Source organism: Acidovorax sp. LjRoot204, assembly GCF_056175785.1.
Genome location: NZ_JBGFFF010000083.1, coordinates 1 through 22,123, shown reverse-complemented (window position 1 = coordinate 22,123; position 22,123 = coordinate 1). Strand labels below are relative to the sequence as shown.

At 62.3% G+C, this 22,123-nt stretch carries 20 protein-coding genes; 10 read left to right on the top strand and 10 right to left on the bottom strand.

The window, feature by feature from the left end; translation table 11 throughout:
* The first annotated feature begins 45 nt into the window (after positions 1–45).
* The 3 genes from aat to AC04MI_RS15315 are packed head-to-tail and all read left to right on the top strand — an operon-like array spanning position 46 to position 2,440.
* Positions 46–801, top strand: coding sequence for a leucyl/phenylalanyl-tRNA--protein transferase (gene aat / locus AC04MI_RS15325; protein ID WP_436078550.1), 756 nt, complete (start codon positions 46–48; stop codon positions 799–801).
* Positions 798–1,556, top strand: a complete 759-nt coding sequence (locus AC04MI_RS15320; protein ID WP_476498088.1) for an arginyltransferase — start codon at positions 798–800, stop codon at positions 1,554–1,556. Before aat ends, AC04MI_RS15320 begins: the two co-directional genes overlap by 4 nt.
* A 56-nt stretch (positions 1,557–1,612) precedes the next feature.
* On the top strand, positions 1,613–2,440 hold the full coding sequence (locus AC04MI_RS15315) for an IclR family transcriptional regulator (protein ID WP_116749561.1): 828 nt from the start codon (positions 1,613–1,615) through the stop codon (positions 2,438–2,440).
* A gap of 274 nt (positions 2,441–2,714) precedes the next feature.
* Here AC04MI_RS15315 and pbpG read toward each other — a convergent pair whose 3' ends face one another.
* The 6 genes from pbpG to AC04MI_RS15285 form a co-directional block, all read right to left on the bottom strand.
* Positions 2,715–3,791, bottom strand: coding sequence for a D-alanyl-D-alanine endopeptidase (pbpG, locus tag AC04MI_RS15310; RefSeq protein WP_436078549.1), 1,077 nt, complete (start codon positions 3,789–3,791; stop codon positions 2,715–2,717).
* 115 nt (positions 3,792–3,906) lie between these two features.
* Positions 3,907–5,445, bottom strand: a complete 1,539-nt coding sequence (locus AC04MI_RS15305; RefSeq protein ID WP_476498087.1) for a 2-isopropylmalate synthase — start codon at positions 5,443–5,445, stop codon at positions 3,907–3,909.
* A 206-nt stretch (positions 5,446–5,651) separates the two neighbouring features.
* Positions 5,652–6,485, bottom strand: a complete 834-nt coding sequence (gene pssA, locus AC04MI_RS15300) for a CDP-diacylglycerol--serine O-phosphatidyltransferase (protein ID WP_476498086.1) — start codon at positions 6,483–6,485, stop codon at positions 5,652–5,654.
* Positions 6,486–6,677: 192 nt separating this feature from the next.
* Positions 6,678–7,694, bottom strand: a complete 1,017-nt coding sequence (ilvC, locus tag AC04MI_RS15295; RefSeq protein ID WP_476498085.1) for a ketol-acid reductoisomerase — start codon at positions 7,692–7,694, stop codon at positions 6,678–6,680.
* Positions 7,695–7,758: 64 nt separating this feature from the next.
* The gene (gene ilvN / locus AC04MI_RS15290; protein ID WP_476498084.1) at positions 7,759–8,250 is read right to left on the bottom strand and encodes an acetolactate synthase small subunit; all 492 of its coding nucleotides are present in this window, start codon (positions 8,248–8,250) and stop codon (positions 7,759–7,761) included.
* Positions 8,251–8,394: 144 nt separating this feature from the next.
* On the bottom strand, positions 8,395–10,188 hold the full coding sequence (locus AC04MI_RS15285; RefSeq protein ID WP_476498083.1) for an acetolactate synthase 3 catalytic subunit: 1,794 nt from the start codon (positions 10,186–10,188) through the stop codon (positions 8,395–8,397).
* Between the two features lie 292 nt (positions 10,189–10,480).
* Between AC04MI_RS15285 and AC04MI_RS15280 the strand changes: the two genes are divergently transcribed.
* The 6 genes from AC04MI_RS15280 to AC04MI_RS15255 are packed head-to-tail and all read left to right on the top strand — an operon-like array spanning position 10,481 to position 14,012.
* Positions 10,481–11,050: an RNA polymerase sigma factor gene (locus AC04MI_RS15280; RefSeq protein WP_476498082.1), complete on the top strand. Its 570-nt coding sequence runs from the start codon at positions 10,481–10,483 to the stop codon at positions 11,048–11,050.
* Positions 11,047–11,502, top strand: a complete 456-nt coding sequence (locus AC04MI_RS15275) for a DUF3619 family protein (RefSeq protein ID WP_056067352.1) — start codon at positions 11,047–11,049, stop codon at positions 11,500–11,502. The genes AC04MI_RS15280 and AC04MI_RS15275 overlap by 4 nt, the downstream gene beginning before the upstream one ends.
* Before the next feature lie 20 nt (positions 11,503–11,522).
* Positions 11,523–12,422, top strand: a complete 900-nt coding sequence (locus tag AC04MI_RS15270) for a DUF3106 domain-containing protein (RefSeq protein WP_476498081.1) — start codon at positions 11,523–11,525, stop codon at positions 12,420–12,422.
* Between the two features lie 37 nt (positions 12,423–12,459).
* A complete protein-coding gene (locus AC04MI_RS15265; RefSeq protein WP_436075395.1) occupies positions 12,460–13,011 on the top strand; it encodes an RDD family protein in 552 nt (183 codons plus the stop codon).
* Positions 13,012–13,015: 4 nt separating this feature from the next.
* Positions 13,016–13,426: a diacylglycerol kinase gene (locus tag AC04MI_RS15260; RefSeq protein WP_288853519.1), complete on the top strand. Its 411-nt coding sequence runs from the start codon at positions 13,016–13,018 to the stop codon at positions 13,424–13,426.
* The gene (locus AC04MI_RS15255) at positions 13,419–14,012 is read left to right on the top strand and encodes an LOG family protein (protein ID WP_476498080.1); all 594 of its coding nucleotides are present in this window, start codon (positions 13,419–13,421) and stop codon (positions 14,010–14,012) included. The genes AC04MI_RS15260 and AC04MI_RS15255 overlap by 8 nt, the downstream gene beginning before the upstream one ends.
* A gap of 175 nt (positions 14,013–14,187) precedes the next feature.
* On the opposite strand, the gene AC04MI_RS15250 is transcribed toward AC04MI_RS15255, so the two are convergent.
* Both AC04MI_RS15250 and AC04MI_RS15245 read right to left on the bottom strand, forming a co-directional pair.
* Positions 14,188–14,526 carry a P-II family nitrogen regulator gene (locus tag AC04MI_RS15250; RefSeq protein ID WP_015013651.1) on the bottom strand — a complete coding sequence of 113 codons (339 nt, stop codon included), beginning with the start codon at positions 14,524–14,526 and terminating at the stop codon, positions 14,188–14,190.
* Between the two features lie 54 nt (positions 14,527–14,580).
* A complete protein-coding gene (locus AC04MI_RS15245) occupies positions 14,581–16,239 on the bottom strand; it encodes an NAD+ synthase (protein ID WP_476498079.1) in 1,659 nt (552 codons plus the stop codon).
* Between the two features lie 80 nt (positions 16,240–16,319).
* Between AC04MI_RS15245 and AC04MI_RS15240 the strand changes: the two genes are divergently transcribed.
* Positions 16,320–17,579, top strand: a complete 1,260-nt coding sequence (locus AC04MI_RS15240) for a GNAT family N-acetyltransferase (protein ID WP_476498078.1) — start codon at positions 16,320–16,322, stop codon at positions 17,577–17,579.
* 105 nt (positions 17,580–17,684) lie between these two features.
* Here AC04MI_RS15240 and AC04MI_RS15235 read toward each other — a convergent pair whose 3' ends face one another.
* Both AC04MI_RS15235 and AC04MI_RS15230 read right to left on the bottom strand, forming a co-directional pair.
* Positions 17,685–19,436 (bottom strand): methyl-accepting chemotaxis protein, encoded by a 1,752-nt coding sequence (locus AC04MI_RS15235; protein WP_436078546.1) that lies wholly within the window; start codon positions 19,434–19,436, stop codon positions 17,685–17,687.
* A 400-nt stretch (positions 19,437–19,836) separates the two neighbouring features.
* Positions 19,837–21,630 (bottom strand): methyl-accepting chemotaxis protein, encoded by a 1,794-nt coding sequence (locus tag AC04MI_RS15230; RefSeq protein ID WP_436078545.1) that lies wholly within the window; start codon positions 21,628–21,630, stop codon positions 19,837–19,839.
* Positions 21,631–22,123 lie beyond the last annotated feature (493 nt).

Sequence of the window (22,123 nt, the reverse complement as noted above, 5' to 3'; positions counted from 1 at the left end):
CGCCAGTGCTTGCCAGACAATAGTGCCTTTGCGACACACGCCCGCATGCCCCCACAACTCCCCTGGCTCGAACCTGACGCCCCCCTTCCAGCCCCGACCCTTGCATGGGGAGAAGGTGACCCTGCGCCGGGACTGCTGGCCGCAGGTGGTGCACTGGATGTGGACAGCCTCCGTGCCGCGTATGCGCAGGGCACCTTTCCCTGGTATGGCCCTGGGCAACCCATCCTGTGGTGGGCACCCGATCCGCGCATGGTGCTGCCAGTGTCGGAATTTCGGCTGCATCGATCACTGAACAAACGGCTGCAGGCGTTTCGCAGACAGGCGCATTGCGAAATACGCGTCGATAGCGCATTCCAGGACGTCATCACGGCTTGTGCCACCAAGGAACGCGATGGCCAGGCTGGAACCTGGATCGTGCCGGAGATGGTGAACGCCTACACTGATTTACACCGAGCAGGCCATGCCCACAGCGTGGAAACCTGGGTGGACGACCAACTCATAGGGGGCCTGTACTGCGTGGCACTGGGTCGTGCGGTGTTCGGAGAATCCATGTTTGCCCATGCGACCGACGCCTCCAAGATCGCTCTTGCAGCCTTGGTCTGCCTGTGCCGCCGCCATGGCATCACCTTGATTGACTGCCAGCAGAATACGCAGCACCTGACCTCCCTGGGCGGCCGGGAAATACCCCGTGCCGATTTTCTGGTACATGTGGACAAAGCGCGACAACAGCCTGCCATCCCCTGGAGATTTGAGCCCGTATACTGGAATGAGCTGCTGCCACCCAAGATCGATCCGGCATGACGCAACTCAATGACCTTCCACTGCAGACCCTGCAGTTTTACGCGACAGCCCCCTACCCCTGCAGTTACCTGCCGGACCGTCAGGCACGCTCGCAGGTCGCCACACCCAGCCATCTGATCCAGAGCGATCTCTATTCCGACCTCGTAACCAAAGGGTTTCGCCGCAGCGGCATGTTCACCTACCGCCCCTATTGCGACGGATGCCAGGCGTGTACACCGCTGCGGGTCCTGGTCAACGAATTCAAACCTGATCGCAGCCAAAGACGCGCGGCAACACGCCACGGCCAACTGCAGGCCCGGGTGCTACGGCTGTGTTTTGTGCCCGAACATTACCAGCTGTACCTGCGCTACCAGAMCGGCCGCCATGCMGGCGGYGGCATGGACCAYGACAGCATCGACCAGTACACMCAGTTYCTGCTGCAAAGCAGGGTGAACTCAAGACTGGTGGAGTTCCGCGAGACCGACGCATCAGGCGAACCCGGTGCGCTCAAGATGGTCTCCATTCTTGACGTGCTCGATGACGGCCTGTCTGCCGTGTATACGTTTTACGAACCCGAGCCCCATTGCAGCTACGGCACCTACAATGTCATGTGGCAAATTGCGCAAGCCCATGCACTGGGCCTGCCCCATGTCTACCTGGGGTACTGGATAGAAACCAGCCCCAAGATGAACTACAAGGCRCGCTTTGTGCCCCATGAAATCCGTACCGATGGGCTATGGCACYGGGTCGCAGACACCGGCCACGCGAGCACCTGAATACGCGTTAACATTTCACAAGATAAAATGTGGCGGCCTTCGCACCATAGCCGCTCATGAAAAAAACCGATTCCAGCATCCCTCTCAAACCCAGCGTTCAGGTGCTTGAGCGCATGTTCACTCTGATCGATGTTCTGGCTTCTCGTGAAGAGGCGATTTCCCTCAAGGAAATCAGCGAAAAGACTGGGCTGCACCCCTCTACGACTCACCGCATCCTGAACGACCTGACCATTGGACGGTTTGTGGACCGCCCCGAATCGGGCAGCTACCGGCTGGGCATGCGACTGCTGGAGCTGGGCAACCTGGTGAAGGCACGCCTGAGCGTTCGTGATGCGGCGCTGACCCCCATGCGCAGTCTGCACAAGCTGATCCAGCAGCCCGTGAACCTGAGCATGCGCCAGGGCGATGAGATTGTGTATGTGGAGCGCGCCTACAGTGAGCGGTCGGGTATGCAGGTGGTGCGAGCCATTGGCGGCAGGGCACCACTGCACCTGACCTCTACAGGAAAGCTCTTCCTCGCACTGGATGACCCCCAGCGCGTTCGTGCCTACGCCACCCGCACCGGTCTTGCAGGCCACACCCGCAACAGCATCACCCAGCTGCCCGTGCTGGAGCGAGAACTGGCAAAGGCCCGGCAATACGGCATTGCCCGCGATAACGAAGAGCTTGAGTTGGGCGTGCGCTGTATGGCAGCCGGTGTGTATGACGACCAGGGAAAACTGGTAGCAGGCCTGTCCATTTCTGCCCCCGCTGACAGACTGGATGAAGGCTGGCTGCCCAAGCTGCAAGCAACGGCGAACGAAATTTCACTGGCCCTGGGCCATACGCCAAGTACCGACGCCAGTCATAACCCAATCACCAACCAACGCACCGAATTGCGCTGATATTCTGCATCCACACCCCATTTGCCAATGGCGCCATGGGGGGGCCGCAGTGGCGTATTGAGGCATCGAGGCAGGCGCTGCACGGTGTGGGAGGGACACGCGCAGCAGGCCTCCGGCATGGTCTTGCCAGCTCATCGCATCCCAACCCATTCAAGACAAGAGATGCCCGCTGACCCGATTTACCCAAGACCGTTTGCGAGGCCGGACTCGCACTACAAAAGAAAACGCCTGACAGGACCAGCCTGTCAGGCGCATGTGGGGAGATGTCTGCCTATCAGCCGTTGTTGCTCCGTACCGCCTGTAAAGGTGCGGCCAGCGAAGGATTCGACTCCACCCAGCGGCGCACCCGCTCGGCATCGCCCAGTCGACTGAATTTACCTGCAGAGTCCAGGAACACCATGATCAATTTGCGCCCCGCCACCTGGGCTTGCATCACCAAGCAACGCCCTGCCTCGGAGATATAACCGGTCTTCTGCAGACCGATGTCCCAGGTAGGATTTTTCACGAGACCGTTGGTGTTGTTGTACTGAAGCGTCTTATGCCCCACCGCCACTTCATAGCCGGGGGAAGTGGACAGCTCGCGCAACAAAGGATCTCCATGCGCCACACCCACCAGCGTTGCAAGATCGCGGGCACTGGACTGGTTACGGCTAGACAGACCCGTGGGCTCCACATAGTGAGTATCGTTCATGCCCAGTGACTTGGCCTTGGCGTTCATCTGGGCCACAAAGACCTCCAACCCACCCGGGTAAGTACGACCCAGTGCATGGGCTGCCCGGTTCTCGCTGGACATCAGCGCCAAGTGCAGCATCTCGCCACGCGTTAGCGTGGTACCCACGGTCAGACGCGACCGGCTCCCCTTTTCGGTATCTACATCGTCCTGCGTGATGGTGACAGGTTCGTCCATCGGCAACTTGGCCTGCGAAATGAGCATGCCCGTCATGAGCTTGGTCAGCGAGGCGATGGGAAGCACAGCCTGATCGTTCTTGCGGAGCAACACCTCATGGGTGTCTTGGTCCACCACCAGCGCTACGCTGGACTTGAGGTCCAGCGGATCATTGACCTCGTGCAAGCCCGCCATCTGGCCGAAAGAGGGCTTGGCTGGAACAAACGCCACCTTGGTAGGTGCTTTGGCAGTCCGGGCAGCGACGCGCGTGGGCTTGATGCTGGCGGCCACCTTGCGTGGTGCCACGGCACGCTTGGCGTTGCTTGCGCTGACCTGCTGTTTTTTGACCCCTGGCTTTTTGACATCTGCCGCATGCACAGAGGGGGAAATGAGGGCAGCGCTCACGAGCGCGAAACCCATCCACTGGAAAAATCGATTCACTGCAGCGTTGCGGCGATGGTGCATCAAAGTGCTCCAAACGGTAAAAATTATTGAGCAGTGTACAGAATCAAAAAAAGTCGCGCAAGATCAATACCTTGCGCGACTTTCCGAGAAAGTGAGTGAATTATAAATTGATCACTCAGCCTTGTGCGGCCACCCGATCGGCTTTACTTTGTAACTTGTTCAAAGCGCTAAGGTAGGCTTTCGCCGACGCCACGACGATGTCTGGGTCCGCGCCCACCCCATTCACCACACGCCCGCTGTTCTGCAACCGCACCGTGACCTCGCCCTGGCTCTCGGTAGAGCCACTGATGGCATTGACGGAATACAACACCATTTCGGCGCCACTCTTCACATGCGATTCGATGGCCTTGAGCGAGGCGTCGACAGGACCATTGCCCTCGGCCTCGCCGCGCACCTCCTGCCCATCCACCGTGAACACAATACGTGCACGGGGCTGCTCACCGGTTTCGCTTTGCTGGAACAACGATACGAACCCGTATTGCTCTTTTTCAGCAGTCACGCTCTCGTCGCTCACCAGTGCCAAGATATCTTCGTCAAAGATCTCGCTCTTGCGATCGGCCAATTCCTTGAAGCGCGTGAAAGCGGTGTTGACTTCAGTTTCGCTGTCCAGGCTGACACCCAGTTCCTGCAGSCGCTGCTTGAAGGCGTTACGACCACTGAGCTTGCCCAGCACGATCTTGTTGGCGSYCCAGCCCACRTCYTCSGCCCGCATGATCTCGTAGGTRTCRCGKGCCTTGAGCACGCCRTCCTGGTGRATRCCSSWGGCRTGMGCRAAKGCGTTGGCRCCCACCACGGCCTTGTTGGGCTGCACCACRAARCCRGTGGTCTGGCTGACCATGCGGCTGGCTGCGACAATGTGCTGGGTATCAATCCCCAGTTCAAGGCCAAAGTAGTCACGGCGGGTCTTGACTGCCATCACCACCTCTTCGAGGGAGCAATTACCGGCGCGCTCACCCAGACCGTTGATGGTGCATTCGACCTGCCGAGCACCGCCAATCTTCACACCGGCGAGCGAGTTGGCCACCGCCATACCCAGATCATTGTGGCAATGCACCGACCAGATCGCCTTGTCGCTATTGGGGATGCGCTCGCGCAGTGTCTTAATGAAGTTGCCGTACAACTCCGGAACGGCATAGCCCACGGTATCGGGCACGTTGATGGTGGTGGCACCTTCTGCAATCACGGCTTCCAGCACGCGGCACAAAAAGTCGGGATCGCTGCGGTATCCGTCCTCAGGGCTGAACTCGATGTCACCCACCAGGTTGCGGGCGAAACGGACCGACTGTTTGGCCTGCTCCAGCACCTGGTCAGGCGTCATCCGCAGCTTTTTCTCCATGTGCAGCGCCGAAGTGGCAATGAAGGTGTGAATACGGGCACTCGCCGCACCCTTGAGGRCCTCGGCAGCGCGTGAAATATCACGATCATTGGCCCGAGACAGGGAACAGATGGTGGACTCCTTGATGGCGTTGGCGATCGCCTGCACGGCTTCAAAGTCGCCATTGGAGCTGGCTGCAAAACCGGCCTCAATCACATCCACCTTCAGACGCTCGAGCTGGCGGGCAATGCGCAGCTTCTCGTCCTTGGTCATCGAGGCGCCGGGAGACTGCTCCCCATCGCGCAAGGTGGTATCGAAAATGATCAGTTTGTCAGCCATGTTGTTCTCCTGGTATCAGTGGGTGGGGCCCCGCAACGTAGAAATCTGGCGCCCAAAACAAAAGGCCCGTCGCGGGTGCAAACGGGCCTTTGTGGAAAAGTGTGCGCGTACGCCTACTGTCTCCGCCCGTGGAGAGGTAGCAGTAGCGCCAAAGCAAACAAATTCATATTGAGCAATGTAGCACAACTGGCCGGATATCACGGTCATCACTTGTGCAGACCGCGCTCGTCGGGTTCGTCGGTAGAGGTGCTGATCACGCTGCTGTGCTGCCCTTTGGCCTTGCGCCAGGCGTACACGCCATAACCACTCAGGCCATAGAACACGAACACACCAAACAGCACGATAGGGGGGTGAATGTTGATGACAGCGATGCCSAGCGCGATGAGCACGATGGCAGCAAAAGGCACGCTCTTTTTCATCTGCACATCCTTGAAGCTGTAGAACGGCACATTGGTCACCATGGTGAGCCCTGCGTACAGCGTGAAGGAGAACATGATCCAGGTCACCTGGCTCCATGTCAGCCAGTGGTCTTCGCCGGGACGCACGCCCAGCTCGGTCATCAACCAGATAAACCCTGCCACCAAGGCCGCAGCGGCTGGTGAAGGCAGCCCCTGGAAMYAGCGCTTGTCSACMACGCCCGTATTSACGTTRAAGCGCGCCAGGCGAAGCGCCGCACAGGCACAGTACACAAACGCAGCAATCCAGCCCCAGCGGCCCAGACCCTGCAGGGACCACTCATAGGCAATCAGGGCAGGCGCAGCACCAAAGGACACCATGTCGGACAACGAGTCCATCTGCTCGCCAAACGCACTCTGGGTATTGGTCATGCGGGCCACGCGCCCGTCCAGGCTGTCGAGCACCATCGCGCAGAAGACGCCCACCGCCGCCTGATCAAACCGGCCATTCATGGCCATGACGATGGAGTAAAAGCCCCCAAACAGCGCCGCCAGCGTGAACAGATTGGGCAGGATGTAGATGCCTTTGCGCCTTTTGCGCACCATCACACCGGGGTTCTCGGTGGACTCATTGCCGTCATGCATCAAACAGACCTCCRGCGCTTGCAAATATTGCACAAGCAGCTATTAAATTTATAGTATTGAACCATTTCCCGCAGGAATGCCGACTGCCAAGCGCGCAAAAGGCGAAGGCCGCAGTGTAGCGCCTGCACACTGTGCCGCCCGCCAATGAAAAAGGCCACCGAAGTGGCCTTTTGACGCTTCAGAAACGAAACATCAGTTGCGGGTCTGGTCGACCAGCTTGTTCTTSKYGATCCASGGCATCATSGCGCGCAGCTGGCCGCCCACCTTTTCGATGCTGTGGTCGGCCGTGTTGCGGCGGCGGGCCGTCATCGATGGGTAGTTCAGGCGGCCTTCCTGGATGAACATCTTGGCGTAGTCACCGTTCTGGATGCGCTTGAGGGCATTGCGCATGGCAGCGCGCGACTGCTCATTGATCACTTCAGGGCCGGTCACGTACTCGCCGTATTCGGCGTTGTTCGAGATCGAGTAGTTCATGTTGGCGATGCCGCCTTCRTAGATCAGGTCSACGATSAGCTTGAGYTCGTGCAGGCATTCGAAGTASGCCATTTCGGGCGCRTARCCGGCTTCSACCAGSGTYTCGWAACCSRYCTTRATCAGCTCGACSGYRCCGCCGCACAGMACSGCCTGTTCGCCGAAYAGGTCGGTYTCGGTTTCTTCSYKGAAGTTGGTCTCGATGATGCCGGCCTTGCCGCCGCCGTTGGCKGYKGCGTAGSWSAGMGCSAGGTCRCGSGCCTTGCCGSWCTTGTCCTGRTGCACRGCSACCAGGTGGGGCACGCCGCCGCCYTGSGTGTAGGTGYTGCGCACGGTGTGGCCGGGGGCCTTGGGGGCCACCATCCACACGTCCAGATCGGCGCGGGGCACGACCTGGTTGTAATGCACGTTGAAACCGTGGGCAAAGGCCAGCGAAGCGCCTTGCTTGATGTTGGGTTCGACGTTGTTCTTGTACACGGCTGCGATGTCTTCATCGGGCAGCAGGATCATGACCACGTCRGCGGCCTTCACGGCGTCGTTGACTTCCAGCACGTTCAGGCCGGCCTTGCCAACCTTGTCCCACGAGGCACCGCCCTTGCGCAGGCCGACCACAACCTTCACGCCGCTGTCGTTCAGGTTTTGTGCGTGGGCATGGCCCTGCGAGCCGTAGCCAATGATGGCCACGGTCTTGCCCTTGATCAGGCTCAGGTCGGTGTCTTTATCGTAGAAAACTTTCATGGGTCGCTCCGGTTGAAATGCGTTGTTGGGGGGGATTGAAATGGGAAAAACGGGGTGAATTGTCTTACACACGCAAAATGCGCTCGCCCCGGCCGATGCCGCTGGCGCCCGTGCGCACGGTTTCCAGGATGGCCGTGCGGTCGATSGCTTSCAGGAAMGCGTCGTTCTTGGMSTGGTCGCCSGTSAGCTCGATGGTGTAGCTCTTSTCSGTSACGTCGATGATGCGGCCRCGGAAGATMTCSGCCATGCGCWTCATYTCCTCGCGCTCYTTGCCSACCGCGCGCACCTTCACCATCATGAGCTCRCGCTCSGTGTAGGCACCTTCGGTSAGGTCRACCACCTTSACCACTTCAATGAGGCGGTTCAGGTGCTTGGTGATCTGCTCGATCACGTCATCGGAGCCCGTGGTCTGGATGGTCATGCGCGACAGCGATGCATCCTCGGTGGGCGCCACGGTGAGCGACTCGATGTTGTAGCCACGGGCCGAGAACAGGCCCACGACACGGGAAAGAGCGCCAGGCTCGTTTTCCAGCAAGACAGCAATGATGTGTTTCATGATGAAGAGATTCCTCTTTTTGCTGCCCTCCCCCATGCACGGTAATGCATGGGCTTGGCAGGCAATAGATTCGTCAAAAATTTAGATGCTATCTATTCGATAGCTGATAGCGCATGAAAAACATGCGCCTGAGGCCGATTTGGCTTAAAGGTCTTCCGACCCCAGCAGCATTTCGGTGATGCCCTTGCCAGCCTGCACCATCGGGAACACGTTCTCGGTGGGGTCGGTRCGGAARTCCATGAACACCGTGCGGTCCTTGAGCTTGCGKGCTTCGCGCARYGCMGGCTCCACGTCCTKKGGRYGCTCGATCAGCATSCCKACGTGSCCRTAGGCCTCRGCCAGCTTCACGAARTTGGGCAGCGCGTCCATGTAGCTGTGGCTGTACCGRCCGGAGTATTCGATCTCCTGCCACTGGCGCACCATGCCCAGRTARCGGTTRTTSARCGAGCAGATCTTGATCGGCGTGTTGTACTGCAGGCAGGTGGACAGTTCCTGGATGTWCATCTGCACCGAGCCTTCGCCCGTAATACAAAACACTTCGGACTGTGGCTTGGCCAGCTTGATCCCCATGGCATAGGGAATGCCCACACCCATCGTGCCCAGACCACCGGAATTGATCCAGCGGCGCGGCTCGTCGAAGCGGTAGTACTGCGCGGCCCACATCTGGTGCTGGCCCACGTCGGACGTGATGTATGTGTCACCRTCCTTCGTCATGTTCCACAGCGTCTCTACCACGTACTGYGGCTTGATCACATCACCGCTGCCCATGCTGTACTTCAGGCACTCGCGCTTGCGCCAGCCTTCAATGGTGTCCCACCAGGCAGCCAGGGCACCGGCGTCAGGGCGGGTGCTGCTCTCGCGGATCATSGARATCAGCTCGGTGAGCACGTCCTTCACGTCACCGACGATCGGGATGTCGACCTTCACGCGTTTGGAGATGCTCGACGGGTCGATATCGACGTGGATGATCTTGCGGTCGTTCTGCGCGAAGTGCTTGGGGTTGCCGATCACCCGGTCGTCAAAACGCGCACCCACTGCCAGCAGCACGTCGCAGTTCTGCATGGCGTTGTTGGCTTCGATGGTGCCGTGCATGCCCAGCATGCCCAGGAACTTGCGGTCSSWYGCSGGATAGGCSCCCAGGCCCATCARCGTRTTGGTGACCGGGTAGCCSAGCATGTCCACCAGCGTGCGCAGCTCGTTGGTGGCGTTGCCCAACAGCACACCGCCGCCCGTATAGATGTAAGGGCGCTTGGCCGCCAGCAGCAACTGCAGGGCCTTGCGGATCTGTCCGCCATGGCCCTTGCGCACGGGGTTGTACGAGCGCATTTCTACCGTTTGCGGGTAGCCGGTGTAAGGCACCTTCTTGAAGGAAACATCTTTGGGCACATCCACCACCACAGGGCCTGGGCGGCCGGTACGGGCAATATGGAAGGCCTTCTTCATCGTCGCGGCCAGGTCGCGCGGGTCCTTGACGAGAAAATTGTGCTTAACAATGGGGCGGGTGATACCGACCGTATCGCACTCCTGGAAGGCATCAAGCCCGATGGCGGGCGTGGGCACCTGACCAGAAATGATCACCATSGGGATCGARTCCATGTACGCSGTGGCGATGCCGGTSACRGCRTTSGTSARGCCGGGGCCCGARGTGACCARSGCYACGCCGACYTCRCCSGTGGCGCGCGCRTASCCRTCGGCMGCGTGSACGGCKGCCTGYTCGTGSCGCACCAGCACGTGCTGGATGGTGTCYTGCTTGTARARCGCGTCGTAKATGTACAGAACCGCGCCGCCRGGRTAGCCCCAGATGTACTGGACGTTCTCTGCCTGGAGGGCCTTGATGAGGATCTCAGAACCCATGAGGTCCTGCGAACCGGAAGCGGGAGATGTGTTGCCCTGCGAAGCAGCAGCTGCTGAAGAAATTTCAGCCTTGGAGATTTCCATGATCGATCAACCTTTGTGAATTTCTCTGACGAAAAACCTTGGGTGCCCCTCGCACGCGCTCTTGTGAAGCCAGCTTGGAACTTGAGGCCAAGGACATGGGCGGGATGATTGCCGCGCCGGACCGTGACCCGTTTGCCTTTTGAATTGCAGGTCGATTATCGCACTGCAACACTCACAAAACGCTCCGCAGCCGAAAAAAACTCCGGCGGGTGCGATAATCTGCCGTTTTACGGCGCCGTTGAGTTGCGAAACTGCAGACATCTGCGCCGATCTCCTCCCGGGCTGACCCGTCTTGGCAACCGAACAAGAACTTTCCGATTTCCTCAAAAGCGTAGAAAAGCGCGCKTTCAAGCGCTCGGTCTACCACGTKCGSRACGAGGAAGCSGCGCTCGACATCGTGCARGACAGCATGMTSAAGYTGGCSSAGCAYTACGGSGACAARCCGSCGGRMGARCTGCCSATGCTGTTCCAGCGSATTCTTTCSAAYTGCACCCTSGACTGGTTYCGCCGYCAGAAGACGCGCAATGCACTGTTTTCGAGCATGAGCGACTTCGAAGGCCCAGGTGAAGATGGCACGGATTTTGATCTGCTCGAAGCGTACTCAGGAACAGAAGACGGCGACAAAGCCGAAAGCGCGGAAGACCTGACCCGCCGGGCCCAGATATTCCAGGGCATTGAAGAAGAAATTGCAGAGTTGCCACCACGTCAACGGGAAGCGTTCCTGATGCGTTATTGGGAGGAAATGGACGTCGCAGAGACGGCTGCCGCCATGGGCTGCTCCGAAGGCAGTGTCAAAACACACTGCTTTCGCGCCATACAAACCCTCAGCAAGGCACTGAAGGCCAAAGGAATCGAGCCATGAAGAACACTGTACAGACCCCACCGACCCAAGCTGAAGCTGCTGCCGAGCGCTTTGCGCTGCGCGTCACGGCGCGCCTGTCCAGCGGCACCGACGCCCTGCCCTATGACATCTCCGAGCGGCTGCGCGCCTCGCGCATGCAGGCGTTGGCCAAACGCAAAGTCACCGCGCCGGTGCATCGCACCGCCCCCGCAGCAGTGGTGGTCAACGCAGGCAGCACCGCCACACTGGGCCGTGGCGGCGAAGGCGGTGGCTGGTGGAATGCCCTGGTGTCCGCCGTGCCTCTGCTGGCGCTGGTCGTGGGACTGGTGGTCATCAACATCGCGCAGGACGAACGCAGTGCCAACGATGTGGCCGAGGTGGATGCCGCTCTGCTGACCGATGACCTGCCTCCCGCCGCTTACTCGGACCCAGGCTTCGTACAATTCCTCAAGACCTCCGCGCAGTCAAACTGATCTGCCTGACTCTGGACTGCATGCACCCAAGCCCCTCTGAAGCTCCCTCCACGCTGCCAGCCTTCGTGCTGGCATTGGCGCTTCTGGGTGCGCTTACCGCTGGTGGCTGGCAGGCGTTGGTGCAGATGCGCATGGCCCCCAGCACAGTGCTCCAGGCGGGCGCTGAGGCCGCAGTGGCCCGCCCCAATAACGCCCGCACAGACCTGTCTGCCGTGAACATGCCCCCTGCCACGGAATCAGGACCAGGCTGGGGCACGCTCACCACGGCGCAAAAACTGGCGCTGTATCCGCTGTCGGAACGCTGGGCGCTGATCAGCGAAGCCCAAAAACGCCGTTGGCTGGACTTGGCCATCAACTACCCCAGTCTTTCGGAAGAGGAACAACGCAAGTTCCATGACCGCATCACCGACTGGGCCAATCTGAGTGCCCAGCAGCGCAACCAGGCACGCTTGAACTACGCGGTCACCAAGCGCCTGGCTGGGGACGACAAACGGGCGCAGTGGGAGGCCTACCAGGCACTGTCTGATGAAGAGCGCAAGGCGTTGGCCTCCAAGGCGACCCCCAATCCCCACGGTGCTGCCACGGCCCTGCGCCCTGTCTCGCCCAAAAAGCTGGCCCAGGTGCCCGCAGCAACGCAAGCCAGCCCTGATCGCCCCAACGCCCCCAAGATTCCACCGGTGGYAGACCACTCGCCCCGCGTTGCGGCCCCAGTGCCTCAGCCGACGGCGCCTGCGATGCCATCCACCCCCGCATCCGCAGCGTCGGCGACCTCGACGGGTGGCGTGGAAACAGCGCCCGTGGCGATCCCCAGTGCGGTGCCTGCTGTACTTCCGCCCCTGGGCTCAGGCGGAGCCGACAGCACGGGCTCGCCCGGCACCCCTGCGGTAACACCTGACACCTCCGGCCTGTATCCTCAGTAGGTTTCAACCTGCCCTGGCCCGACGGGCCTGACCTGGAATGTCCGTTTCTCCCTCTCCGACCACGCCCCAGCCTGAGGCCAACGCATCAAGCGGTGTCCTTGCGGGCGGCCCCACGCCCAACCTGTGGCGGCGCATGGCCTGCTGGCTGTACGAAGGCATGCTGATGTTCGGCGTGGTCTTTATCGCCGGGTACCTGTTTGGCACTCTGAGCCAGACGCGCAATGCGATGGACAACCGCCATGCGCTGCAGGCCTTTCTGTTTGTGGTGTTCGGTATTTATTTCACCTGGTTCTGGGCCAAAGGCCAGACCCTCGCACAGAAAACCTGGCACATCCGCGTGGTGGGCACTGCAGGGCAACCCATCAGCCAGCCGCGCGCCTTGTTGCGGTATGTATTGAGCTGGCTGTGGTTTTTGCCGCCGCTGGCGGCAATCGCACCATTTTCCCTGTCGGGAGGCGAGTCCACCGTGATCGTGCTGGGCTGGGTGGCCATCTGGGCGCTGCTCAGCCGGTTCCACCCCACGCGGCAGTTCTGGCACGACGCGTTGGCCGGCACCCGGCTGGTGCACTACGAAATTCCCAAAAAATAAGCGCATGCAACCCTCCTCCCCTTCTCCGGACGCTCCGGCCAACCCCCAAAAGGCGCGCTCGGGCCTCAATCGCATCTGGCATGCCGCCGGCTATTCCATGGAAGGGCTGCGGGCCGGCTGGAACGAGAAGGCCTTCCGCCAGGAGGCCATCGCCGCCATGGTGCTGCTGCCGCTGTCGCTCTGGCTGGGCCGCAGTTGGGTCGAAGTCGCCTTGTTGGCGGGCTCCGTGGTCATCGTGATGATTGTGGAGTTGCTCAACACAGGCATCGAGACCGCCATCGACCGCATCGGSCCCGARTGGCAYGACCTSTCCAARCGCGCCAAGGACATGGGCAGCGCAGCGGTTCTGCTGGCCTTGCTGCTGTGCATTGGCATCTGGGCCGCCGCATTGATTCAGAGGTTTTTCCATGGCTGAACCCACTTTTTCTGTGTGCGTATATTGCGGATCGCGCCCCGGCGACAACGCCGCCTATGCCCAGGCGGCGCAGGCAGTGGGCCAATGGATCGGCGCCCACAACGGACAACTGGTATACGGCGGTGGCCGCAGTGGCCTGATGGGCACGGTGGCCGAGGCAACGCGTCTGGCGGGCGGTCGGGTGGTGGGGGTGATACCGCAGGCGCTGGTGGACAAGGAGCTGGCCAACCGCCAATGTGACGAGCTGCATATCGTGCAGACCATGCACGAACGCAAGGCCATGATGGCAGAGCGCAGCGATGCATTCCTCGCCCTGCCCGGCGGCATCGGCACGTTTGAAGAACTGTTTGAAGTGTGGACCTGGCGCCAGCTGGGCTACCACGACAAGCCCTTGGGCTTGCTGAATGTGGCGGGCTACTACGATGGCCTGCTGGGTTTCTTGCAGGGCAGCGTGGCCAGTGGCTTCATGGGTGAATGGCAGATGGGCCTGTTGCACGCATCCACCGWTGCAGAGGGCCTGCTGCGCACGCTGGTGCAAGACGCAGGGCCTGACCAAGCGCCCGTCCCGCTGCGCTCGGTGATCTGACTCCCCCCGCACTCCGAAACCGGAGCGGCCCACGAGCCGGGACCGCCGCGCAAGGGCCACCAGGCAGAATAGGCGGCGCTTCGCTTGCTTGCGCTGGTGTTGCCTCCCTTTTCTCGAACGGCGCAGCCGTTCAAGAGAAAGGGCAAGGTAAGAAACGGCTCAGGGGGTTGTCACCTCACACCGCTGCGTCGTCCAGATCGCCCGTGCGAATACGCACCGTGCGCTCCACGGCGGTCACAAAAATCTTGCCGTCACCGATCTTGCCGGTGCGCGCCACGTTCACGATCGCGTCCACGCAGCGGTCCACATCCTCGGACTTGACGACGACCTCGACCTTCACCTTGGGCAGAAAGTCCACCACGTATTCCGCGCCGCGGTACAGCTCAGTATGGCCTTTCTGGCGGCCAAAACCCTTCACTTCGGTCACCGTGAGGCCGGTCACGCCGCATTCGGCCAGGGCTTCGCGGACTTCTTCGAGCTTGAAGGGCTTGATGACGGCGGTGATCATTTTCATGGCGGGTCTCCTGGAGGATGTAAAAAATCGGGCGGGGGGCACGGCGCCGAAGCGTCACGCCCTGAATTTGCTGGTGATAGGGTAACGCCAGTCCTTGCCAAAGCTGCGGCGCGTGACACGAATCCCTACTGGCGCCTGGCGGCGTTTGTACTCGTTGAGCTTGATCAGGCGCGTCACGCGCTCGACATCGGCCCGGGCGAAGCCGCTGGCGATGATGGACTCGATGGGCTCATCGTTTTCCATGTAGCGGGCAACGATGGCGTCCAGCACCTCATACGGCGGCAGGCTGTCCTGATCCTTCTGGTCGGGCCGCAGCTCGGCACTGGGCGGCCGGGTGATGATGCGCTCAGGGATGGGGCTGGCGCAGGTGCCATACGGGTCGTTGGCATTGCGCCAGCGGGCCAGGTCAAACACGCGGGTCTTGGCCACGTCCTTGATCACGGCAAAGCCGCCGGCCATGTCGCCGTATAGCGTGCAGTAGCCGGTGGACATCTCGCTCTTGTTGCCSGTGGTSAGMACGATSGMGCCGAACTTGTTSGACAGCGCCATCAGCAGCGTGCCSCGGATGCGSGCCTGCAGGTTTTCTTCGGTGGTGTCTTCGGGCAGCCCGGCGAATTCGGCGGCCAGAGCGGCCTTGAAGGCCTCGAACTGCGGCTTGATCGAAATCTCGTCATAGCGCACGCCCATGCGCGTGGCCATGTCGCGCGCGTCGATCCAGCTGATGTCGGCGGTGTAGGGCGATGGCATCATCACCGTGCGGACCTTGTCGGCACCGAGCGCATCCACCGCAATCGCCAGTACCAGCGCCGAGTCGATGCCGCCCGACAACCCCAGCAGCGCGCCCGGGAAGCCGTTCTTGCCCACATAGTCGCGCACACCCAGCACCAGGGCATCCCACAGGTCGGCCTCCAGCGTGCGCTCTGGGGCAACCTCTGCTGTAATTTTGATAGCCCCCTGGGCAGATTCGACTAGCGCATAGACCAGTTTTTCCACAAAAGCAGGGGCCCGCGCCGCCACCGAGCCGTCGGCGGCCAGCGCAAACGAGCGGCCTTCGAACACCACCTCGTCCTGCCCACCCACCAGGTGGGCGTAAACCAGCGGCAGGCCCGTCTCGACCACACGGGAGCGCATGGTGGCCTCGCGCTCCGTGCCCTTGCCCAGGTGGAAAGGCGATGCATTGATGACCGCCAGCAACTGCGCACCGGCGGCAGCAGTATCGCGCGCGGGGGTGGCAAACCAGGCGTCTTCGCACACCAGCACACCCACCTTCACGCCTTCCACCTCGAACACACAGGGCTTGCTGCCGGGCACGAAGTAGCGCCGCTCGTCAAACACCTGGTAGTTGGGCAGCTCGCGCTTGGCGTAGGTCTGCTCGATCTTGCCGTCGCGCACCACGCTGGCGGCGTTGAAGCAGACGCTGAAGGCCTGGGCGCCAGGGGCGATGGCCTGCGGGTGGCCCAGCACGATGGCCAGGCCTTTCAACCCCGCAGTCTCGCGGGCCACGGTTTTCACGGCATCATCGCAGGCCGCAATGAAGGCAGGGCGCAGGAACAGGTCTTCGGCCGCGTAGCCGCAGATGGCCAGCTCCGGTGTCAGCAACAGGCGAGCGCCCTGGGCATAGGCCTCGCGGGCTGCCGCAATGATCTTTTGGGCGTTGCCGGGCATGTCGCCCACAACAAAGTTGAGCTGCGCAGTGCAAATGGAGAGCGTCATGGAACTGGAATCGGCCCCTGCGGCCAGGTTGAATACCGCCGTTGCGGGCCCGCAATCAAAGGTGCATCACAGGGGCCTGCATGGCTGAAGCTGCCATTATCGCCCGCGTGCTCCCCTCCGTGCTGGACGTGGACACTACCGCCTGGAACCACCTGCTGGCGCAGCAAAGCCACCCCACGCCCTTCATGCGGCATGAATACCTGGCCGCGCTGGAAAGCAGCGGCAGCGCCACGCCGCGCACTGGCTGGACGCCCCGCTTCATGACGCTGTGGGACGGCGACACCCTGGTAGCCGCCTGCCCCCTGTACCTCAAGAGCCATTCGTACGGCGAATATGTGTTTGACTGGGCCTGGGCCAGCGCTTACGAGCAGCACCGTGTGCCCTACTACCCCAAGGCCGTCATTGCCGTGCCCTTTACGCCCGTGCCAGGCAGCCGGCTGCTGGCCCGCGATGCCACCACGCGCGCCCTGCTGGTGCAGGCGGTGTGCCAGTGGTGCGAGCAAGAAGACGTGTCGTCCGTGCATGTGCTGTTTGCCAGCGATGACGATGTGCTGACCAGCGCGCAACAAGACCTGATGCTGCGGCACACCGTGCAGTTTCACTGGAAGAATGAGCGGCCCACGCTCCCTGTGGCCCAGGGGGTAGCCGCCACCGACGGCGAAACTCTGCGCTACCAGGACTTTGACCAGTTCCTCGCCAGCCTGTCGCAAGACAAACGCAAGAAGATCCGCCAGGAGCGCCGCCGAGTGGCCGATGCCGGAGTCACCTTCCGCTGGTCACGCGGGGCGGTCATCAGCGCTGCAGACTGGGATTTTTTCTACCGCTGCTACGAGCGCACCTACCTGGAGCACGGCAACCCGCCCTACCTCACGCGCGACTTTTTTACCCGCATGGCAGCGGACATGCCCGAGGCCTGGCTGCTGTTTGTGGGGGAGCGGGACGGGCGGCCTATTGCTAGCAGTTTGATAGCTATCGGCGCATATACATCTAGCGCTTCAGCCCAAAAAGACGCTGAATCAGGCCCCGAATCACGCTCCGAGTTGGTGGCCTATGGCCGCTACTGGGGCGCGCTGGAACGTGTGGACTGCCTGCACTTCGAGGCCTGCTACTACCAGCCGCTGCAGTGGTGCATCGCCCACGGTGCCGTGCGGTTTGAGGGGGGCGCCCAGGGCGAGCACAAGATGGCSCGCGCRYTGMTGCCSGTGMAGRCCASCAGCGCGCACTGGCTGGCACACCCGGCATTTGCTGAGGCGGTGCAGCGCTTTCTGGACCGCGAAGGCGCTGGCGTGGAAAGCTACCTCGGCGACCTGCAAGCGCGAAGCCCCTTCAAGGCCGCCTGACCTGCAGTGGTCCGGCAGGACGCGCGGACAAGATCAAAGCCAGGTTTGAACCAACACACGGCGAAGGCAGGGCCCGTCACGCCTGCCGAGGGCGGCGAGTCACTGTCAAAAACTCTCCCAGTCAGCATCATTGCCGCTGCCCGAACGAGCTGGCGCCGTTGACGCAAGAGCCGGTGCGGGCTTGGCGGCCGCACGCAGGGGCGGCACCTTGGACTGGGCCACAGGGGCTGGTCGGCTGGAACCGGCCAAGGCCTTAGATGAGCCTGCAGCCTTGGGCACATACGCAAAGGCAGACGCAGCCGGCTGCGCAGCCTGCGCTGGCGACAGCTTGAAGAACGCCACCGTGCTCACCAGGTCCTGCGCCTGGTTGTTGAGGCTGGCGGCGGCGGCGGCCATTTCTTCCACCAGGGCAGCGTTTTGCTGGGTGACCTGGTCCATCTGTGTCACAGCCTCGCCCACCTGGGCCACGCCCTGGCTTTGTTCAGAGCTGGCGGCACTGATCTCGCCCATCAAATCCGTGACACGTTTGATGGAGCCCACCACCTCGGTCATGGTTGCACCCGCCTGATCGACCAGCGTGGTGCCTGCGGCCACGCGTTCCACGCTGTCGTTGATCAGGGTCTTGATCTGCTTGGCCGCGTCGGCCGAACGGCCCGCCAGGCTGCGCACCTCGGACGCCACCACTGCAAAGCCCCGGCCCTGCTCGCCCGCACGCGCTGCTTCGACGGCCGCGTTCAGCGCAAGGATGTTGGTCTGGAAGGCAATGCCATCGATCACACCGATGATGTCGGCGATCTTGCTGCTGCTGTCGTGGATGCCCTTCATGGTGTCCACCACCTGGCTSACCACCTCTCCGCCATGCACGGCCACCTTCGATGCGCTCTGCGCAAGCTGGTTGGCCTGGCGGGCGTTGTCGGCGTTCTGGCGCACGGTCGAATTGAGCTGCTCCATGGATGCCGCCGTCTCCTGCAGGGCGCTGGCCTGCTGCTCGGTGCGAGCGCTCAGATCGTTGTTACCCTGAGCGATCTCCGACGACGCCGTGGCCACGTTCTCGGAGCCGGAGCGCACATGCCCCACGATGCGCGACAGGTTTTGCTGCATCTCGTTCAGCGACCGCAGCAGGTGCGCCATCTCATTGCGGCTTTCACCCATATCGGGAATGTGGACCGACAAGTTGCCATGGCTGATTTCATCGGCCGCGTGCACAGCCCGCTGCACCGGCCCCACGATGGAGCGCGTGGTCCACAGCGCAAACAAGGCGCCCAGCACCAGCGATGCCATCGCAGCCAGYGCCAGCACCCATTGGCTGGTGACCGCGTCCTGGAGGATGGCGCCCTCAAACTCATCGAGCTGCTTGTGCGTGTTGTCCGCCACATCGGCCAGCGACTGCAGGTAAGCGGTGGCCAGGGGCTTGAGGTCGCTGTCCACCAGCGCAAACACGTCTTCCCCGGCCTTCTTGCGCTCCAGCAATTTGGCGCGCGCGTCCACATAGGCCTTGCGGGTCACCGCCACACGCTCCATCAGCGCCTTTTCGGTGGGGTCGTCCACCAGCGCCTCCAGCTTTTTCTGTGCCTCGCTGGCACGCTGCGACGTGGTGGCCATGTCGGCCGTCAGCGACTGGATATAGCCCGCGTCCGTGGCCTTGAGCGATGCCGACGCCCGCACCCAGTTCAGGTCGATGGCCGCCTTCCACTCCTGCGCCAGGGCGTTGCGTTCCATTTCGACAGTGGCAATGCGACTGCTGGCCTCCTTGAGTACCGCCAGTCGCCAGACGCCGGTGGCGGCGATGGTGGCGGTGATCAACAGCACAAGGCCAAAGGCCAGGCTCAGGCGCGCTCCGATTTTCAGGTTGCTCATGGGAATCTTTCGTGGTTTTTATGGGGGCTTTTGCCAGCCATGGCTGCGCCGATGTGGTTCGGCGCACCTGCGCGGGACAACAAGGAATCAGCGGCTGGGATGTGATAATTATATCATATTTGTGATAAATATGATTTTATCAATTTTAATCATCACAAAAGAGTCGACGGCCCACTGCGCAAGCGCTGCCCCGGTGGGGGCATGGGTGCGGCCCCCTGTGTCAGCCGTGGGGATATCAAAACAGCGCACAAGGCCCCGTGCGTGCAGCGCACGCACGGGCTGGGGTGCTACATCGCGGGCGCTGTCGGCGCAGTGCCAGGCACCGAACCAACTTGAGGAAGTCTACGCCCCAAAACGGGGCGTTACGCTTACAAACGGTGCAGGCATGGCCTGCCGTCGGTCAAAAGCTCTCCCAGTCGTCCTCGGCACCGGCGGCCACTGCCTGTGGGGCCGCTTTGGGTGCGGCGCCCGCAGCCTTGGGGGTGGCACTGGCAGCAGGTGCCTTTTTGGCGGCAGGAGCAGAGGGAGAGCGCAAAGCAAGGGTTGCCTTGCTGCCCGCCGCATGGCCGCCCATCGCCGCCTTGCGCGTGTCCGCCGCGGGCGCAGGGCGCGGCACCGGGTCCACAGCGCCGCCAGGCTGCGATGCCCGTGCCTGGTCGGCCGTGAGCTTGAACACCGCCACCGCCCCCACCAAGGCCTGGGCCTGGTGGCTCAGGCTGCTGGCAGCAGCCGCCATTTCCTCGACCAGCGCCGCGTTCTGCTGGGTGACCTGGTCCATCTGCGTGACGGCCTCGCCCACCTGCGACACGCCCGTGCTCTGCTCGCTGCTGGCGGCGCTGATCTCGCCCATGATGTCCGTCACGCGGCGAATGGCGCCCACCACCTCGGTCATGGTGATGCCCGCCTTGTCCACCAGCTGGGTGCCCTGCTCGACCCGCTCCACGCTGGCAGTGATGAGCGACTTGATCTCTTTGGCCGCCTCGGCGCTGCGCTGGGCCAGATTGCGCACCTCGCCCGCCACCACCGCAAAGCCCCGGCCTTGCTCGCCCGCGCGGGCGGCCTCCACGGCCGCGTTCAGCGCCAGGATGTTGGTCTGGAACGCAATGCCGTCAATCACGCTGATGATGTCGGCGATCTTTTTGCTGCTGTCGTTGATGCCCTTCATGGTGGTCACCACCTCGGCCACCACATCGCCGCCCTGCCCCGCCACGGTGGATGCGCTCATCGCCAGCTGGTTGGCCTGGCGCGCGTTGTCGGCGTTTTGCTTGACGGTGGAACTCAGCTCCTCCATCGACGCAGCGGTTTCCTGCAGCGCGCTGGCCTGCTGCTCGGTGCGGATGGACAGGTCGTTGTTGCCCGATGCGATCTCGGCACTGGCCGACGCCACGCCCTGGGCATTGCCACGCACGCCCGACACCACATGCGCCAGGTTGTCCCGCATGGCGGTGAGGCCGCCGAGCAACTGGGCGATCTCGTCCTTGCCCCGCGCGTGGATCGCCACGGTCAGGTCGCCCTGCGCCACCGCGTCGGTGATCTGCACCGCATCGCCCAGCGCGCGCGAAATCTGCCGAATCATGGCGCCGCCCATCAGTACCGCCAGCACGATGCCCGCCACCACGGCCGTGACCGCCAGTGCGCGGATGGTCTGGTAGCTGGCGGCCGCACTGTCGTACTCGGCCTTGGCACGGTCCAGCTGCACCTGCATCAGTTGGCCCAGCACCTCCTGCAATGGGTCGATGGCGGGGTACATCTCCTTGGCCGCAAACGCGGTCAGTGCCGCCACATCGCCCGACTTGAAGTGCCCCGCCAGTACATCGGTGGCCGCATCTGCCTTGGCCTGCAGCGGCTTGAAGCGCTCGACCAACTGCGTTTCCTCCGGCACCAGCTGGGTGGCCAGATAGGCCTTCCAGTTGGCATCGATGGCCTTGCGCGCATCGGCCACCGACTGCAGGCCCTGTGCGGGTGTCAGCGTACCGTCACGCACCTTGTGGGCCGTGTCCACCACGTTGACCGCATACATGTCCGCCACCACCTTGATCTGCTTGAGCGGCACCACCCGGTCGTCGTATACCGACTTGAGCCCGGCATTGGAATTGCCCATGCCATACAGCCCCGCCACGCCCACCAGCAACACCAGCAGACACAAGGCCGCAAGCAAACCCGCCAGGCGGGTGGAAATCTTGAACTGGTTCATGACAACACTCCTGAGGGAAACAAGCAAACAGGCTGCGCCCGACTGGCAGCGCACCAGCGGTTGGAAAGGGGCATATGGGGAGCGCGCACCAGACTCAGGTGCGGCCTGGGTAGCGCCACGGTTGGCGTCGCAGACCACACGGCAGGCGCACAGCAGCTCGCGCTGGTGATGATGGGGCGGCCACCCATGCACGTGCGCGACGCGTTGAAACCTCGGTCCATTGCAGAACTCCTGTGGAGAACGGCGCCAAAAAGGGAATGTCCACCCACCGACGGACCGCGCGCCGTGGCGGGCCCGCTCAGCATAGCGCTTTCCGTTACGTTTGCGTACAAATCGCCCGCCAACCTTGGCGCGCCGCTGCCCATAACGGCAGCTCGCCATCACGCATCTGCAGCAAGCATCGCGCCAGCGGTGGCAGACCCACCCCACGCATGCCTTCAGCCATCACCAACAAAGCGCCCGACCACAAAAAAGCACGCAGAAGGTAGCCCCC

Coding starts and splice junctions, on each gene's coding strand:
- aat (WP_436078550.1), top strand. CDS start 46: ATGCCCCCACAACTCCCCTGGCTCGAACCTGACGCCCCCCTTCCAGCC.
- AC04MI_RS15315 (WP_116749561.1), top strand. CDS start 1,613: ATGAAAAAAACCGATTCCAGCATCCCTCTCAAACCCAGCGTTCAGGTG.
- pbpG (WP_436078549.1), bottom strand. CDS start 3,791: ATGCACCATCGCCGCAACGCTGCAGTGAATCGATTTTTCCAGTGGATG.
- AC04MI_RS15275 (WP_056067352.1), top strand. CDS start 11,047: ATGAAGAACACTGTACAGACCCCACCGACCCAAGCTGAAGCTGCTGCC.
- AC04MI_RS15265 (WP_436075395.1), top strand. CDS start 12,460: ATGTCCGTTTCTCCCTCTCCGACCACGCCCCAGCCTGAGGCCAACGCA.
- AC04MI_RS15250 (WP_015013651.1), bottom strand. CDS start 14,526: ATGAAAATGATCACCGCCGTCATCAAGCCCTTCAAGCTCGAAGAAGTC.
- AC04MI_RS15230 (WP_436078545.1), bottom strand. CDS start 21,630: ATGAACCAGTTCAAGATTTCCACCCGCCTGGCGGGTTTGCTTGCGGCC.